This is a genomic window from Micromonospora sp. NPDC047793 (assembly GCF_040642635.1).
In the GTDB taxonomy this organism is placed as follows: Bacteria; Actinomycetota; Actinomycetes; order Mycobacteriales; family Micromonosporaceae; genus Micromonospora.
The window spans coordinates 194,487-210,288 of record NZ_JBEYSG010000007.1; the positions used below are offsets into that span (position 1 = coordinate 194,487).

Sequence of the window (15,802 nt, forward strand, 5' to 3'; positions counted from 1 at the left end):
ACCGTCCCAGACAGCAAGGAGCGGTAGCAGTGTCGAGCCGGGCCCAGCACGGTGGGGTGTCCACCGCACACGAGACGGACGGTTCACCGGCCGTGCCGCGCACGGCGTCGGAGGCCGCCGACGCGGACGACCGGCAACTGCGCTTCACCGCGGTCGCCAAGCGCTACCACGACTTCCAGGCCGTCCGGGAGTTCGACCTCGAGGTGCGCGGCGGTGAGTTCCTCACCCTGCTCGGCCCCTCCGGCAGCGGGAAGACGACGGTCCTGTCGATGGTCGCCGGCTTCCAGACGCCGACGGCGGGAACGATCCACCTGGGCGGGCAACGCCTCGACCGGCTGCCCCCGGAGCGCCGCGACATCGGCATGGTCTTCCAGAGCTACGCGCTGTTCCCGCACATGACCGTGGAGCGCAACGTGGCCTTCCCGCTGCGCATGCGCGGCATCCGTGGGGCGGAGCTGAAGCGCCGGGTCTCGCACGCCGTCGACCTGGTGCAGCTCGGCGCGCACGCGCACAAGTACCCGAGTCAGCTCAGCGGCGGGCAGCAGCAGCGGGCGGCGCTGGCCCGGGCGATCGTGTTCGAGCCGCCGGTGCTGCTGATGGACGAGCCGCTCGGCGCGCTGGACCGCAGGTTGCGCGAGGCGGTGCAGTTCGAGTTGGTCAACCTGCACCGCCAGATCGCGTCCACGATCATCTACGTCACGCACGACCAGGACGAGGCGCTCACCATGAGCGACCGCATCGTGATCATGAACGAGGGCCGCATCGAGCAGGTCGGCACCCCGCGCGAGATCTACGCGAGCCCGGCGAACGCCTTCGTCGCCACCTTCATGGGCGAGTCCGTCGAGTTCCGGGGCCGCGTCGAGCGGATCACCGACGGCACCTGCGCCCTGCGGACCGCCGACGGCGCCCTGGCGTACGGCCGGACCAGCCCCGGCCTGGCCACCGGGGACGAGGCCGTGGTGGTGGTGCGACCCGAGCGGATCGCCCTGTCGGCCGGGTCCGGACCGGCCGCCGACGGCCCGGACGCCGGGATGTCCGGGCGGATCACCGAGGTGCTGTACATGGGTCAGCGCAGCCGCTACACGGTCCTCGTCGGCGGCGACACCGTGCTGCACCTGATCCGGGAGAACACCGTCGGCATGGCCGGCTACACCGCCGGTGACGAACTTCTCCTGCGCTGGGCCGCCGACGAAGCGGTGGTGTTGCGGTGACCGGAGTCCCCGTCCGCGTCCCGGACCCCCGGCCCACCGCCGACTCGCCGCAGCAGGACCCCCCGACCGGCGCCGGGGCACCGGCACCCACCCGACGGTCGCGGTTCGACCGGACCGCCCTGCTGCTCCTCCCGGTGCTGGCCTTCTACGCCCTGACACTGGCCTATCCGGTCGTCCGGCTGGCCACCCAGAGCCTTCCCGCCGGCGACCCGTTCCGGCACTACCGCACCCTGCTCACCGAGTCGCTCTACCTGGAGGCGCTCGGGCGTACCTTCGTCTACGCCGCCGTGGCGATGCTCGGCGCGCTCGTCATCGGCTACCCGCTGGCCTACCTGATGTCGCACGGACCCCGGCTGGTCCGCGCCACCGTCACCACGCTCGTGGTCATCCCGTTCTTCGTGGCGCTGCTGGTGCGCACGTTCGGCTGGATGACCATCTTCGCCCGCAACGGACCCGTCAACACGGTCCTGCTGAAGCTCGGCGTGGTCGACGAACCGCTCCAGCTGATGTACACCCAGCAGGCGGTGCTGATCGGCATGATCGCCGTGCTGTTGCCGTACATGGTGCTGCCGCTCTACACCGTGATGCGCCGCATCGACCCCCGCCTGACGCAGGCGGCGAACGGGCTCGGCGCCGGTGGCCCGGCCGCCTTCGCCTTCGTGTTCCTGCCGCTGAGCATGCCCGGCGTGCTCGCCGGCTGTGTGCTGGTCTTCATGCTCGGCCTCGGCTTCTTCATCACGCCCGACCTGCTCGGCGGCTCCGGCGAACAGGTCTACCCGGTGCTGCTCAACCGCACCCTCACCACCGCCGTCGGCGAACCCGCGTTCGCCTCCGCCATGTCGATGGTGCTGCTGGTGGCCGCGTTCGTGGTGCTGCTGGCGGTGTCCCGGGTGGTGCCGATCGGCTCCATCTGGCGTCCGGAGAACGCCGCCGTGTCCCGGCGGGGCGGTGGCGCCCTGGACGCCGGCTGGCGCAGCGCGACGGTGCTGGCCCGGGTCGGGCGGCTGCCGTCGGCCGTCTACCGCCTGCCCGGTCACCTGCTGGCCGGGCTCGGGCTGGCGCTGTGCCTGGTGCCGATGCTGGCGGCGGTGCTGATGTCCTTCCAGCGGTCGACCTTCGCCGCGTTCCCCTCCACCGACCTGACCACGAACTGGTACCAGGAGTTCCTGGCCGACTCGCGGTGGGTGGACGCGTTCCTGACCAGCATCCGGCTCGGCGTGGTGGTGGCGGTCCTGGTCACCGTCCTGAGCACGCTCGCGGCGCTGGCGCTGGTCCGGGGCACCTTCCCCGGCAAGGACCTGATCATGGGGCTGATCGCGACCCCGTTGATCATCCCCAGCGTGGCGCTCGCCTTCGGGCTCTACCTCGTGCTGTTCAACCTGCGACTGGACGGGTCCTTCACCGGGCTGGTCATCGGACACGCCATTCCGGCCGTACCGCTGGTCACCCTGATCCTGGTGGCCAACCTGCGCGCGTTCGACTACCGGCTGGAGCAGGCCGCGCGCGGTCTGGGCGCGTCACCGGTGCGCGCCTTCCTCACGGTCACCTTCCCGGTGCTGCGGCCCGGCTTCCTCGTCGCCGCCTTCTTCGGGTTCCTGACCAGCTTCGACGAGCTCGTCTTCACCATCAGCCTCGCCGGCACCGGATTGCGCACCCTCCCGCTGCGGCTCTGGGAGGACCTGCACGTGCGCTTCTCGCCGATCCTCGCGGTCGTCTCGGTCGCCGAGATGCTCGTGGTGATCACCGTGCTCGGGGTGGTCGCCCTGATGCTCCGTCTCCGCCAGCGCCGTACCGGCATGAAGGGATCGATCCTGTGAGCCGTGACTACCTCAGCGTCGACCCCCGCACCGGCGAACGGATCGGCCGCTCCGCCACGCTGACCCCCGACGCGACCCGGCAACTCGTGGGCGAGTCGGCCGGTGCCCAACGGCACTGGCGGGAGCGCCCGCCGGCGGAGCGCGCCGACGCGTTGCGGGCCCTCTCCGCCGCCCTCGGCGCGGCCCGGGACGACCTGGCCCACCTGCTGGTCCGCGAGATCGGCAAACCGGTGGCGCAGTCGGTGGCCGAGGTCGACAAGTGCCGGGCGCTGTGCGACGGGTTCGCCGACCACGCCGACACCCTGCTCGCCGACCGGCGGCCCCTGGCCGGGGACCTGCCGGCCCGGATCCGGTTGCGTCCCACCGGAGTGATCCTCGGCGTGATGCCCTGGAACTTCCCGTACTGGCAGGCCCTACGGCTGGCCGTACCGAACCTGCTACTCGGCAACACCTGCCTGGTCAAGCCCGCGCCGAACGCCGCGCTCTCCACCCTCGCCCTGGCCGACGTCGTCGCGCGGGCCGGTCTGCCGCCCGGCGTGTTCACCCCACTGCTGGTGTCGGAGTCGGCCGTGGCCGACGTGATCGCCCACCCGGCGGTCACCGGGGTCTCGGTCACCGGCAGCGTCACCGCCGGCGCGGCGATCGCCGCCGCCGCCGGAGCCGCTGTCAAGAAGGTCGTGCTGGAACTCGGCGGCTCCGACCCGTTCATCGTGCTGGCCGACGCCGACGTCGAGGCCGCCGCGTCCGCCGCCGCCCGGTCCCGGCTGGGCAACGCCGGGCAGAGCTGCGTGGCCGCCAAACGGTTCCTCGTCGAACGGCCGGTGGCCGAGGAGTTCCTCGCCGCGCTGACCGACCGGTTCGCCGCCCACCGGGTCGGCGATCCGGCCGACCCACGGACCGACGTCGGCCCGCTGGCCCGCGCCGACCTGCGCGACCTGCTGCACACGCAGGTCCGCGAGTCGGTCGCCGCCGGGGCGAGGGTGGTCCTCGGCGGCGAACCGGTCGCCGGCGCCGGTTTCTACTACCCACCGACCATCCTCACCGACGTGCCGGTGGACGCACCCGTGTGGCGGGACGAGACCTTCGGGCCGGTGGCACCGGTCCTCGTCGCCGACAGCACGCAGGACCTGCTGCGGCTCGCCGACAGCGACGAGTACGGCCTGGGCGCGAGCGTCTGGACCACCTCGCCGGAACGCGCCGACCACTTCGCCGACGCCCTGCCGGCCGGCATGGTCTTCGTCAACGAGATCGTGCAGAGCGACTGGCGGCTGCCCTTCGGCGGTATCCGGCGCTCCGGCATCGGCCGCGAACTCGCCGCCGACGGGTTCGGCGAGTTCGCCAACGTCCAGACCCACTGGTACGGCCCGCCACCGGCCGGGCCGTCCACCTCCGAGTAGCGCGCGACGACCACCGCCCCCACCGTGCCGAATGACCGAGTGCGCCAGTCAACGGGGCCGGAGCGCCCAGCGATGAAATGGAGCCGATCGACATGACCCCACCTACCGGACGATATGCCCACGCCCGCCGTACCGGCCGGGCCCTGCGCCACGCCGCCGCCGCACTGGCCGCGGTCACCCTCCTCGCCGCCTGCGGCAGCGACACCGGATCGGACGCGCCGGCCGCCGGCGACTTCGAGGGACGCCCGTGGAACACGGGTGACCTGAGCGGCAAGATCACCAACGTCGGTTTCGGCGGTACCTTCTCCGACACCGAGTTCGAGCACGTGTGGCGACCCTTCACCGCGATCACCGGCGTCGAGGTCGTCGAGGTGCCGTGGTCGACCGACATCTACAACCGGATCGAGAGCCAGGTCGGTGCCGGACGCGTCGACATCGACCAGTTCAGCGTCACCGCCGGCAACTACGAGCAGTTCGCCGACTGCTGCCTGGAGGACATCGACTACTCGCTGTTCCCGCAGAACGTGCTGGACACCATGGACGACCAGTACAAACTGCCCAAGGCGATCGGGTACGCCGAGGCGTCCATCGTGCTCGCCTACAACCTCGACTCGTACCCGAACGCGGACTCGCGCCCGACGTCCTGGGCCGACTTCTGGGACGTCGAGCGCTTCCCCGGCAAGCGGTCTCTGCAGAACTTCGAGCCGGTGAAGGTGATCGAGGCCGCGTTGCTGGCCGACGGCGTCACGCCGGAGCAGATGTACCCGCTCGACTTCGACCGCGCCTTCCGCAAGCTGGAGCAGATCAAGCCGCACGTGGTGAAGTGGTGGGGTTCCGGCACCGAGGCCCAGCAGTTGCTCGCCACCGGCGAGGCGACCATGGTCGCGATGTCCAACGCGCGCATCGAGGACCTGATCGACCAGGGCGCACCCGTCGCGTACACGCTCAACCAGGCTCTCGCGCACGTGGACTTCCTCGCCGTACCGAAGGGCGCGCCGAACGTGAAGGCCTCGATGGCCAGCATCGCCTTCCGGTTTGAGCCGAGCATCGGCGCCCGCATCGGTGAGGCGTGGCGGCAGCCGATCCCCTCGACGGCCATCTACGAGGCCGCCGACAAGTCCCTCGCCGACCACTGGACGACGTCCACCAACAACGTGCCCGAACTCGGTGGCGTCCCCAACGACATCACCTTCCGGATCGACTCCTTCTACTGGTACAAGCCGTACAACGGCACCGACCGCAGCAACTACGACGTGGTCAACGAACGGTTCCAGAGCTTCATCGCCGGCTGACCGTCGCCGGGGCGACCGGTACCGCCGGCCGCCCCGGCCGACCACCCCCACCGTCCCCACGCCGCCTCGCGCCACTCGTGCCCTGCACGCCGCCCGAGGACCCGGCGCGCTGCCGCGCGTCCACGGTCCGCCCCGGCACCCGGGCGGTCGCCCGGCACGAGACCGGTGTGACGCCGGGCCCAGTAAGGAGCCTGCCCGTGACCACCACGCCGTCCCGTCGTCGCTCACCCTCGGCGGCCGACCGGCCGCCGACCACCTCCCGGCTGTGGCACCCGTTCTCCCACCTTCGCGACACGCTCGCCAGCGAACTGACCATCGTCGAGGGACACGGCGCGCGGGTACGCGACAGCGACGGGAACTGGTACCTCGACGCCACCGCCGGACTCTGGTACGCCAACGTCGGCCACGGCCAGTCCCGGATCGCCACCGCCGTCGGTGAGCAGGCCGGTCGTCTCGCCGCCTACTCCACCTTCGGCGACATGGCCAACCCGGCCGCGCTGGCGTTGGCCGACCGGATCGCCGAGCTCGCCCCGATGCCGGACCCGATGGTCTTCCTCACCTCCGGCGGCTCCGACGCGGTCGACACGGCCGTGAAGATGGTCCGCCGCTTCTGGACACTGCGCGGCCAGCCCGAACGCGGCGTCGTCATCTCCCGGGACCTGTCCTACCACGGCATGCACGGGCACGGCACCGCCCTGGCCGGGATCGCGGCCAACAGTGCCGGCTACGGCCGGGTGGCGGCACCGGGCTTCCACCGGGTGCCGCACGACGACGCCGAGGCGCTGCGCCGCACCATCGACGAGATCGGCGCCGCGCAGGTAGCGGCCTTCTTCGTGGAACCCGTCATCGGGGCCGGGGGAGTACACCCGCCGCCACCCGGCTACCTGGCCGAGGTGGCCGAGATCTGCCGGCGCAGCGGTGTGCTGCTCGTCGCCGACGAGGTCGTCACCGGCTTCGGGCGCACCGGCGACTGGTTCGCCTCGGCCAGCTACGGCATCGAGCCGGACCTGCTGCTGTTCGCCAAGGGCGTCACCTCCGGGTACGTGCCGTTGGGCGGGGTGATCGCGGCCCGCCGGGTCTGGGAGGCGTTCACCGACGACACGGCGGGCGTGTTCCGCCACGGCTACACCTACTCCGGGCACGCGGTGGCCTGCGCCGCCGCGATCGCCAACCTGCGCCTGCTCACCGAGGACGACCTCCTGCCCCGGGTGACCGTGCTGGCCGGGCGGCTCGCCGACCGGCTGCCGGCGCTGGCCGGGTTGCCCGGTGTCCGCGAGGTCCGGCACGCCGGACTGCTCGGCGCGGTCGCGTTGGACGTCGACCGGGACCCCGGGCTGCCCGACCGGGTGGTGCGGCAGGCCCGGGCCTCGGGCGTGCTGACGCGGGTCATCAACGGCGACAGCCTCCAGCTCTCACCGGCCTTCGTGCTCACCGACGACCAACTCGACCAGATCGTCGAGCGGCTCGGTGCGGCGATCACCACAGCGGCGCAACCGGCCCGGACCGGTTGAGCGCACCGGGTCGTACCGCTCGGCCCCGTCGGGCCGCCGCCGAGCCGTGGTGGCCCGACGGGGCGGCGGACGGCCCGGCGGTGATGTCAGGCGCGTCCGCCGGCCCGGGCCCCGCAGGTGTCCCGGATCACCAGCTCGGCCGGCAGCACCTCCTCGACCGGCGGGCGCTGGCGGTCCGCGCCGCCGATGCGGTGCATCAGCAGGTCGAAGGCGCGTCGCCCCATCTCGGGGGCCGGTTGGCGGACCGTGGTCAGGCCGATCCCCTTCAACGCCGCCACCGGCACGTCGTCGAAACCGACCACCGCGACGTCCTGCGGCACCCGGATCCGGCGGTCGTGCAGGGCGTCGATGCAGCCGAGCGCGATGACGTCGTCGGCGCAGACGATCGCCGTGGGCGGCTGCCCGGCGGTCAGCAGCCGGTGTGCGGTGATGCCACCGCTGAGGTGGGTGAAGTCGCCGTGCACGACCAGCTCCGGGTCGACGTGCAGACCGACCTCGGCCATCGCCCGCTGGTATCCCTCCAACCGGAGCTGGTTGGTCGAGGTGTCGGCCCGCCCGCCGGCGAACGCGATCCGGCGGTGGCCGAGCCGGATCAGATGCTCCGTGGCGATCGCCCCGCCGCGCCGGTTGTCGATGTGCACGCTGTCCACCGCGCTGCCCGACAGCGTGCGGTTGACCAGCACGACCGGGGTGCCCGCGCGGATGACGCGTTGCAGGTCGTCGCCGCCGCTCTGCAACGCCGAGGTGAGGATCGCGCCGTCGACCTGGTGCTCCACCAGCAGCTTCAGGTAGTCCATCTGCCGGCGCGGGCTCTCCTGGGTGTTGCCGAGGACGACGTTGTAGTCGTGCTCGGCGGCGGTGGCCACGATCGCCTCGATGAGCTGCGGATAGAACGGGTTGGTGATGTTCGAGACCACCAGGCCGATCAACTGGCTGCGGCCGGTGATGAGCGTCCGGGCCGCCGCGTTCGGGGTGTAGCGCAGTTGTTCCATGGCCGCGATCACCCGGTTGCGGGTGACCGCGGTGATCCGGGGGTTGTTGTTGAGCACCCGGGAGACCGTCGACTGAGACACGCCCGCCAGCTTGGCGATGTCGTGACTGCTCACCTTCCGACGTTGCCCGGGAGGCTGTGCCTCGACACCGGGTCCACCAGTCATCTCGCCATCCATCGCATCAGTGGGCCGCGCGTCCGTATCGGCCGGTCGGGCCCGCGACCTCGGCGGTGCGGTGGCCTTGACGGCGGCCAACGCATCATAGCACCATGCATACGTATTCCAAGCCGCCTGGGCCGGCCGACTCAACCATGACCGTCTAACCCTTCGGCAGGAGTGACGATGATTCCCGGAACGACCCTCGGCACCGCCGTGGTGCGGGCTCTGGCCGCCGGTGGGGTGACCCGCGTCTTCGGCATCCCCGGCACACACACCCTCGGTCTCTACCGGGCCCTCGACGCCGCCCGGGTCGACCACGTCACCGCCCGGCACGAGCAGGGCGCCGGGTTCATGGCCGACGGCGCCACCCGCTCGACCGGGCAGGTGGCCGCCTGCTCGGTCATCTGCGGCCCCGGCATCGCCAACGTGGCCACCGCCGTCGGCCAGGCGTACTCCGACGCGGTGCCGATCCTGGTGCTCGCCGGTGACCTGTCCCGCGCCGAGCGCGGCGGCCGGGGCGGCCACGCCCACGAACTGCGCGACCAGGACGCGTTGCTGCGCGCCGTCACCGACCGGGTCACCCGCGCCTGCGAACCCGAGGACGTCCTGCACGCGGTCCGTGACGCCCTGGCACCCCGCCGCTGGGGACGCCCCGCACCGGCGGTGGTCCAGGTGCCGCAGGACCTCTGGGACGCCCCGGTGGACCCCGACCGCACCGGGCCGACCGCATCGGAACGCCGACCGGCACCGGCGGACGCCGGCATCGTGGACGAGACCGTGGCACTGCTCACCGACGCCCGTCGACCGGTGGTCGTCGCCGGTGGGGGAGCGGCCGGTGCCGCCGACGACCTGCGTCGCCTCGCCGAACGGCTGGACGCCCCGGTGCTGACCACGCTCAACGGCAAGGGCACCATAGACGCCCGGCACCGACTGCACGCCGGGATCGTCACCCAGCAGTACGGCGTACCGCAGGGTGCCGCCGAGGACCTGCTCACCGGCGCGGACGTGGTGCTGGCCGTCGGCACCGAACTCGGCCCGACCGACTTCTGGGCCACCCGGCCGAGGCTGACCGGCCGACTCGTGCACATCGACGTCGACCCGGTCGCCATCGGCCGCCACCTGCCCGCCGACATCGCCCTCACCGCCGACGTCGCGACCGTCCTCGCCGAACTGGCCGACCGGCTGCCGGTGGCGGACCGCTCCGGCGCCGCGTCGGCGGCCACCTGCCGTCGACGGCTCGACGCCGAGGCCGCCGCCCTCGGTGCGCCGTACGCGTCGTGGATCGCCGCGCTGCGCCACGCCATGCCCGACGACGCCTGTCTCGCCGTCGACTCGACGGGTGCCAACTACTACGGTGCCACCCCGTTGTTCCCGGTGCACGGCCCGCGTGGCTGGCTCAACCCCTCCGGCCTGGGCACCCTCGGGTACGCCGTACCGGCCGCCATCGGCGCGGCGGTGGCCACCCCGGGACGGCCCACCGTGGCGCTCGTCGGCGACGGCGGCCTCATGTTCACCATGCCCGAACTGCTGGTCGCCGCCGAACGGGAGATCCCGCTCGTGACCGTCGTGTGGCGCAACGGCGGATTCGGCGAGATCGCCCGGTTGCTCGACGAGCAGGGCGCCGGGCCGGTCGGCTGCCAGCAGCGCGCCCCCGACTACCCGGCGCTGGCCGCCGCGCTCGGGTGCCGGTACGCCGAACCGCACGACCCGGCCGACCTCGCCGCCGCGGTGGCCCGTGGCCTCGACGCCGACGGCCCGACCCTGGTGGTGGTCCCGTGACCGGCCTCCTCGCCGACGCCACCGGCGCCTGGATCGACGGCGCCTGGCACGGCGGCGACACCGAACAACCGGTCACCGACCCGGCGCGCGGCCGACTGGTACGCCGACTGGCCGGGCCGGGAACGGCCGGTGTGGACCTGGCCGTCGACGTCGCCCGGCAGCGCTACGTCGGCGGGGTCTGGCGGCGGACCTCGCCGGCTGCCCGCGCCGCCGTGCTCCTGCGCCTCGCCGACCTGGTCGAGGAACACGGCGCGGAACTGGCCCGGACCGAGACCGCCGAGACCGGGTCGCCGCTGCGGCTGCGGCACGCGGTCGACGTCGAGGGCACCGCCGCCGCGCTGCGCTGGTTCGCCACCGCCGCCCGCCATCTCGACGGTGTCGCCGCCGCCGAGTACGTCCCCGGGCACACCAGCATGCTGCGCCGCGAACCGCTCGGCGTGGTGGCCGGACTCGCGCCCTGGAACCATCCGCTGCTGATGGCGGCGTGGAAGGTCGGGCCCGCCCTGGCCGCCGGCAACTCCATCGTGCTCAAGCCCGCCGCGCAGACCCCGCTGACCGCGCTGGCGCTGGGGCCGCTCGCCGCCCGCGCCGGCCTGCCCGACGGGGTGCTCAACGTGGTGACCGGTGGGGCCGAGGAGGGCCACCGGCTCGCCGCCCACCCGGACGTGGACCTGGTCTCGGTCACCGGCGGTACGGCCACCGGCCGACGGGTGCAGGCGGCGGCGGCCCAGCACGTCGCGCGTACCCATCTGGAACTGGGCGGCAACAGCCCGCTCGTGGTGTTCGCCGACGCCGACCTGGACCGGGCCCTGGACGCCGCTCTCTCGCTCGGGTTCTTCAACGCCGGGCAGGACTGCACCGCCGCCGCCCGGTTCCTGGTGCAGCGCTCGCGCTACGAACAGTTCGCCGAGACGCTGGCCCGGCGGACCGCCCGGTTGACCGTCGGCGACCCGCTGCACGAGGTGGACCAGGGGTCGCTGATCGACCGGGCCAACCGGGACCGGGTCGCGGCGCTGGTGGCGGACGCCGTGGCGGCGGGCCACACCCCGCTGACCGGCGGGCGGATCGTGCACCCGGACGGGCTGCCCGACGGGGCGTTCTACGCGCCGACCGTCTTCGCCGGTGTCCCGGACGACGCGCCGATCGTCGCCGAGGAGGTCTTCGGACCGGTGGTGACCGTGCAGCCCTTCGACGACGAGGACGAGGCGCTGCACCGCGCCAACGACTCGCCGTACGGGCTGGCCGCCGCCGTCTACACGCGTGACGTCGGCCGGGCGATGCGGTTCGCCCGCGACCTGGAGGTGGGTCAGGTCTGCGTCAACTCCTTCGGTGTCGGCGCGGAGGAGATGCCGCACGGCGGGGTGAAACAGTCCGGCCACGGCAGCGACCTGTCCCGGTACGGCTTCGAGGAGTTCACCCGACTCAAACACGTCGTGGTGCACCTCGGCGAAGCCGACGTGGCGACCGCACGATCCGGGAAGGGTGGGACCGATGACTGACCCCGAGCGGGAGCGGCTCGCCGCCCTGCGCGCCGCCGTCCCGCTGCTGGCGACCAGGGCGTACCTGTTCAGTGGTGGGATCGCGCCGCTGGCCGAGCCGGTACGCGCCGAGATGGCGACCTGGGTCGACCGGTGGGCGGGCGACCCGCTGACGCACCGCGCCGACTACTTCGGTGACTGGGGCCGGTTGCGCACCGAGTTCGCCGGTCTGGTCGGTGCGGCACCGGCGGAGGTCGCGATCACCGAGAACACCTCCCGCGCGACGAACCTGGCACTGCGGCTGCTGGGCCTGCCGGCCGGCTCGACGGTGCTGGTCGACGACACCACGTACCCGACGATGGCCTGGGCCGCGCTCCGCCACGGCCTGCGGGTCCGGCTGGTCCGCCGGGCACCGGACGAGGCGGCGGTGGACGCCTTCGCCGCACTCACCGATCCGGGTACGAGCTGTCTCGCCGTCTCCCACGTGGCCGCGCTCGACGGCTACCGGCACGACCTGGCGGACCTGGCCGGTCTCTGCGCCGACCGGGGGATGCGCTTGTTCGTCGACGCCGCGCAGTCCACCGGCGCGGTGCCGGTCGACATGGCCCGCGACGGGATCGACGCGCTGGTCAGCACCGCGATGAAGTGGCTGCTCGGCCCGCCCGGGATCGGTTTCCTCGCGGTCCGGGAGGCCGCCGCCGCCGGCACGCCGCTGGACGTCGGCTACGTCAGCGCCCGGATCGCGGATTCGTACCAGCTCACCGAACTCCCACCGGTACCGTCCGGCGCGGCCGGCACCGAGGTGGGGTTGGCCGCGCTGCCGCTGCTCGCGGCGGCCACCGCTGGGATCCGGCTGGTCCGCGCCGCCGGCGTCGACACCATCGCCGACCGGGTGACACACCTGGTGGGGCGGGTCGTCGACGGGCTGGCCCGACGGGGCCTGACGGTCCTCACCCCGGCGCAGCCGCGGTGGCGGGCCGGCGTGGTCGCGTTCGCCGTCGACGACGCCCCCGCGCTCGCCGGTCACCTGCGTGAGCACGGCGTGGACGTGTGGGGATACCCGTCCGGCCGGGTGCGGGTCGACCCGCACGGGTTCAACGACGACGACGACATCGACCGACTGGTGGAGGGGATCGACGCATGGCAGACGCGACGCTGACCGGCCGGGTGGCCCTGGTCACCGGCGCCGGCAGCGGACTCGGCCGGGCCGTCGCGGTGCGGCTCGGGCTGGCCGGCGCCCGGGTGGCGGTGCACTACGCCAGCTCGGCGCGGGGCGCGGAGCAGACGGTGGCGGCGGTCCGGGCGGCCGGTGCCGAGGCGGTCGCCGTCGGCGCCGACCTGTCCGACCGGGCCGCCGCGCCCCGCCTGGTCGACGCGGTGACGGCCGCCCTCGGTCCGGTCGAGATCCTGGTCAACAACGCGGCCACCACCCGCTTCATCCCCTTCGACGACCTGGACGCCGCCGACGACGAGGTGTGGGAGTCGCTGCTGCGGGTCAACCTGCTCGCCCCGGTGGCGCTCTGCCGGGCGACGTTCGCGGCGATGGGTCGCACCGGCTGGGGCCGGGTGCTCAACGTGGCGTCGACGTCGGCCTTCGACCCGGCCGGCAGCAGCCTGCCGTACGCCGTGTCGAAGTCGGCGCTGGTCGCCTTCACCCAGGGGCTCGCCGCCGTCGCCCCGCCCGGAGTCGCGGTCAGCGCGATCGCGCCGGGCTGGATGGACACCCCGTGGGCGTCCCGGCACTCCGGCGGGTCGGCCGCCGGTGGCGCGGCGGAGGTGGACGTGGACGAGGTGGCGCGGGCCGCCGTCGAGCTGGTCACCGGCACCGCCGGCAACGGCACCGTGGTGGTGCTCGACGGCGGTGCCCGGTGGCGTCGGGCGCAACAGGGCGGGTGACCCGCCCCGCGCCCGGGACGGGTGCCGCTCTTAGTCGACCGCCGCCACGGTGAGCACCTCGCGGGGGTTCTCCACGGTCAGCCGGTGCAACTGCTCCTCGGCGACACCCCGGGCGCGCAGGCCCGGCAGGACACTGCCCAGCACGTAGCCGTACCCGTTGCCGCCGAACAGCGCGAACATGTCCCGCTTGCACACGTCCTGGGAGAGCACGATCCGGTGGTGTCCCTCGCCGAGCAGGGTCGCGACGGCGTCCAGGATCCGTTCCGTGTACGCCGGAGGGAAGGCGCCCAGGTTGTCGAAGGACAGCCAGGCGCCCCGGTCCAGCGCGGTGCGATAGAAGGCGAGCGACGGATGACTGTCGGCGTGGCCGATCACCACCCGGTCCGGCGCGACGCCCTCCTCCTCGAACAGGTCGAGGGCGTGCAGGCCGACGTCGCTGCCGACGGAGTGGGTGGCGATCGCCAGCCCGGTCCGTCGACTGGCCCGGGCCGCCGCCCGGTGGCAGCGCTCCTCCTGGGCGGAGATCCACGACTTGTCCGCGCCGATCTCGCCGATGATGCCGGGGCGTACGCCGGTCCCGTCGGCACCGTGCCGGATCTCCTCGACCAGCCGGTCGGCGAGCTGGTCGACGCTGCGCCGGTCGACGTCCTCGGCGGCGGGGTAGTAGGGCTGCCGGTACCACCCACAGCCCATCACGATGTGCAGGCCGGTGCGGCGGGCCAGCGCCGCCATCCGTGCCGGTTCCCGCCCGATGCCGGGCACGGTCAGCTCCACCAGGGCGTTGCCGCCCTGTGCGGTGAAGGCGGTCAGCTCCTCGACGAGCAGGTCGTCGTCGTCGGGCAGGCCGGCGACGTCGAAACGGCCGGGGATCTCCCAGAGCCGGATGTAGAGGTGCTCGTGCATCAGCGTGGTGCCGAGCGTGGCCGGGTCGATCTCGCCCAGCACGGTGACGATCCGTCCCGCGCTCATCCGACCGGCACCTCGTGCAGCGCCGCCGCCGGAACCCGCAGCGCGTCGTGGATGATCTCGACCGCCTCGTCGATCTCGGCGTCGTCGAAGACGGTCGGCAACGCGAACACCCCCCAGCCGCACACCCCCCGGTTGAGCAGGGCGAGCCGCATCGCGGCGTTGACCTCACCCCAGGCCGCCGGGGTGCGCTCGGTGGTGGCGACACTGACCAGCGAACCGACCTGGCGTACCTCCAGTGCCAGGTCCAGGTCGGCGAAGGCGCCCCGGAGCCGGGTGGCGAACCGCTCACCGAGCCGTTCCAGGCGCGGGTACGCGTCGGCGTCGAGCAGCCGCAGCGTGGCCAGCCCGGCGGCGGCGGTCACCGGATTGCCGTTGAACGTGCCGGCGTGTGCCAGCCGGGGCCCACCGGCCGCGTCGGTCACCGCCATCACGTCGACCCGTCCGCCGTACGCGCCGACCGGCATGCCGCCGCCGATCACCTTGCCGTAGGCGGTGAGGTCCGGGGTGACGCCGTAGCGCTGCTGCGCGCCCCCGGGTGCGACCCGGAACGCGATGACCTCGTCGAAGAGCAGGAGTACACCGTGGGCCGTGGCGGCTGCCCGGACGGCCTCGAGGAAGCCGGGTGCCGGCGGGATCCAGGTGGCGATGGAGGCCATCGGGGTGACGATGACGGCGGCCAGCCGGTCGGCGTACCGCTCGATCAGCGAGACCACGCCGTCGGTGTCGTTGAACGACCCGATGACCACGTTGTCGGCGAGGTTCGCCGGCACCCCGGCGGTGTACGGCGCGCCGCGTTCGGAGCCGGGGGTCGCCGCGTTGATCTCCATGCCGTCGAAGGTGCCGTGGTACGAGCCGTCCATCTTCAGCACGAGGTCACGACCGGTGTACGCCCGGGCCGTCTTGATCATCATCATGGTGGCCTCGGTGCCGGAGTTGGTGAACCGCAGCCGGTCCAGCGAGGGCACCCGGGCGCACAGCTCCTCGGCGAGGTCGATCTGCACCGTGTTGGGGGCGAGCACGGCGGTGGCCCGACCGGCCTGGTCCCGGATGGCCTCGGTGACCTGCGGGTGGACGTGGCCGTGGATCAGCGACGTCGCGTTGTAGATCAGGTCGAGCAGCCGGTGACCGTCGGCGTCCTCCAGACGTGTCCCGGCGGCGCGTTCCACGTAAACGGGATACGGATTCATCGCCAGCGAATAGCGTGTGTCGCCGCCGGGAAGGACCTGGCGAGCGCGGTGGAAGAGAGCCGCCGATGCGGGCGTACGCTCTTCAAATGTGGACCTTTCGGTGGTGATCCAGTC

The 15,802-nt window shown here is 73.2% G+C and carries 12 protein-coding genes; 9 read left to right on the forward strand and 3 right to left on the reverse strand.

The genetic code is table 11. The features are described 5' to 3' along the window. Positions 1-29 precede the first annotated feature (29 nt). The 5 genes from ABZ738_RS16825 to ABZ738_RS16845 all read left to right on the forward strand — a co-directional run bounded on the left by ABZ738_RS16825 (position 30) and on the right by ABZ738_RS16845 (position 7,228). On the forward strand, positions 30-1,211 hold the full coding sequence (locus ABZ738_RS16825) for an ABC transporter ATP-binding protein (RefSeq protein ID WP_161595038.1): 1,182 nt from the start codon (positions 30-32) through the stop codon (positions 1,209-1,211). Continuing rightward, the gene (locus tag ABZ738_RS16830) at positions 1,208-3,028 is read left to right on the forward strand and encodes an ABC transporter permease subunit (RefSeq protein WP_176093771.1); all 1,821 of its coding nucleotides are present in this window, start codon (positions 1,208-1,210) and stop codon (positions 3,026-3,028) included. The genes ABZ738_RS16825 and ABZ738_RS16830 overlap by 4 nt, the downstream gene beginning before the upstream one ends. After that, positions 3,025-4,425, forward strand: a complete 1,401-nt coding sequence (locus tag ABZ738_RS16835; protein WP_357214146.1) for an aldehyde dehydrogenase family protein — start codon at positions 3,025-3,027, stop codon at positions 4,423-4,425. Before ABZ738_RS16830 ends, ABZ738_RS16835 begins: the two co-directional genes overlap by 4 nt. A gap of 92 nt (positions 4,426-4,517) precedes the next feature. Further along, complete coding sequence (locus ABZ738_RS16840; RefSeq protein WP_161595069.1) at positions 4,518-5,717, forward strand: ABC transporter substrate-binding protein; 1,200 nt, start codon at positions 4,518-4,520, stop codon at positions 5,715-5,717. 197 nt (positions 5,718-5,914) lie between these two features. Next, entirely contained in the window at positions 5,915-7,228 is a 1,314-nt protein-coding gene (locus tag ABZ738_RS16845; RefSeq protein WP_357214150.1) for an aminotransferase class III-fold pyridoxal phosphate-dependent enzyme, read from the forward strand. 86 nt (positions 7,229-7,314) lie between these two features. Here the strand turns inward: ABZ738_RS16845 and ABZ738_RS16850 are convergent, their stop codons facing one another. Beyond that, positions 7,315-8,334 carry a LacI family DNA-binding transcriptional regulator gene (locus tag ABZ738_RS16850; protein ID WP_161595029.1) on the reverse strand — a complete coding sequence of 340 codons (1,020 nt, stop codon included), beginning with the start codon at positions 8,332-8,334 and terminating at the stop codon, positions 7,315-7,317. Between the two features lie 228 nt (positions 8,335-8,562). Between ABZ738_RS16850 and ABZ738_RS16855 the strand changes: the two genes are divergently transcribed. From ABZ738_RS16855 to ABZ738_RS16870, 4 genes are read left to right on the forward strand one after another with little or no spacing between them, the layout of a single operon-like run. Continuing rightward, positions 8,563-10,158, forward strand: a complete 1,596-nt coding sequence (locus tag ABZ738_RS16855; protein WP_357214154.1) for a thiamine pyrophosphate-binding protein — start codon at positions 8,563-8,565, stop codon at positions 10,156-10,158. Continuing rightward, positions 10,155-11,657 carry an aldehyde dehydrogenase family protein gene (locus tag ABZ738_RS16860; RefSeq protein WP_357214157.1) on the forward strand — a complete coding sequence of 501 codons (1,503 nt, stop codon included), beginning with the start codon at positions 10,155-10,157 and terminating at the stop codon, positions 11,655-11,657. Before ABZ738_RS16855 ends, ABZ738_RS16860 begins: the two co-directional genes overlap by 4 nt. Continuing rightward, positions 11,650-12,795 (forward strand): aminotransferase class V-fold PLP-dependent enzyme, encoded by a 1,146-nt coding sequence (locus ABZ738_RS16865; RefSeq protein WP_176093775.1) that lies wholly within the window; start codon positions 11,650-11,652, stop codon positions 12,793-12,795. The genes ABZ738_RS16860 and ABZ738_RS16865 overlap by 8 nt, the downstream gene beginning before the upstream one ends. Beyond that, positions 12,777-13,532, forward strand: coding sequence for an SDR family oxidoreductase (locus tag ABZ738_RS16870; RefSeq protein WP_176093776.1), 756 nt, complete (start codon positions 12,777-12,779; stop codon positions 13,530-13,532). The genes ABZ738_RS16865 and ABZ738_RS16870 overlap by 19 nt, the downstream gene beginning before the upstream one ends. A gap of 30 nt (positions 13,533-13,562) precedes the next feature. On the opposite strand, the gene ABZ738_RS16875 is transcribed toward ABZ738_RS16870, so the two are convergent. Continuing rightward, positions 13,563-14,501: a phosphotriesterase gene (locus ABZ738_RS16875; RefSeq protein ID WP_131057089.1), complete on the reverse strand. Its 939-nt coding sequence runs from the start codon at positions 14,499-14,501 to the stop codon at positions 13,563-13,565. After that, positions 14,498-15,688, reverse strand: coding sequence for an aminotransferase class III-fold pyridoxal phosphate-dependent enzyme (locus ABZ738_RS16880; RefSeq protein ID WP_303393488.1), 1,191 nt, complete (start codon positions 15,686-15,688; stop codon positions 14,498-14,500). The genes ABZ738_RS16875 and ABZ738_RS16880 overlap by 4 nt, the downstream gene beginning before the upstream one ends. Positions 15,689-15,802: the final 114 nt, after the last annotated feature.